We start from the raw sequence: 383 nt of genomic DNA on the forward strand, positions 1-383 counted from the left end.
TGTAAAGCTAACTGTGAAACAGATTTTCCAAATAGCTTATAGTATCTATCACTCATTCTTTTACAATAGTTATAAGCAAATCTTGCAGCACCAGCATGGTTTCTAAGCACTTGTTCTTGTTCAGGCGTTGGAATCAGTCTGACTTTCTTCGCCAATATCATCAGAATTTAACTCCTTTAATGGAAGATTTGTTCTTCTGAATAGTAGCGTGTTCCACCAGCATTCTCCTAAGACTACTAGGATACAAACCTGTTAATTCCGATACTTGACTAACTCGTGAAAATTTCATTAATATTCTCACCCCATTGAATTTACCACAATGCATAGGTTCGATAGCTTCAATGGGATTTGATAGATTTAATTAAATTTATCTCGTTCAACTA

1 protein-coding gene is annotated in these 383 nt (G+C 34.7%); it reads right to left on the minus strand.

The features are described 5' to 3' along the window. The coding region (locus KVT31_RS29380) for a helix-turn-helix domain-containing protein (RefSeq protein WP_154695813.1) at window positions 1-161 on the minus strand (161 nt) is incomplete at its 3' end. Between the last annotated feature and the right edge of the window lie 222 nt (window positions 162-383).

The organism is Bacillus sp. GbtcB14, assembly GCF_019091205.1.
Taxonomy (GTDB): domain Bacteria; phylum Bacillota; class Bacilli; order Bacillales; family Bacillaceae_G; genus Bacillus_A; species Bacillus_A cereus_AG.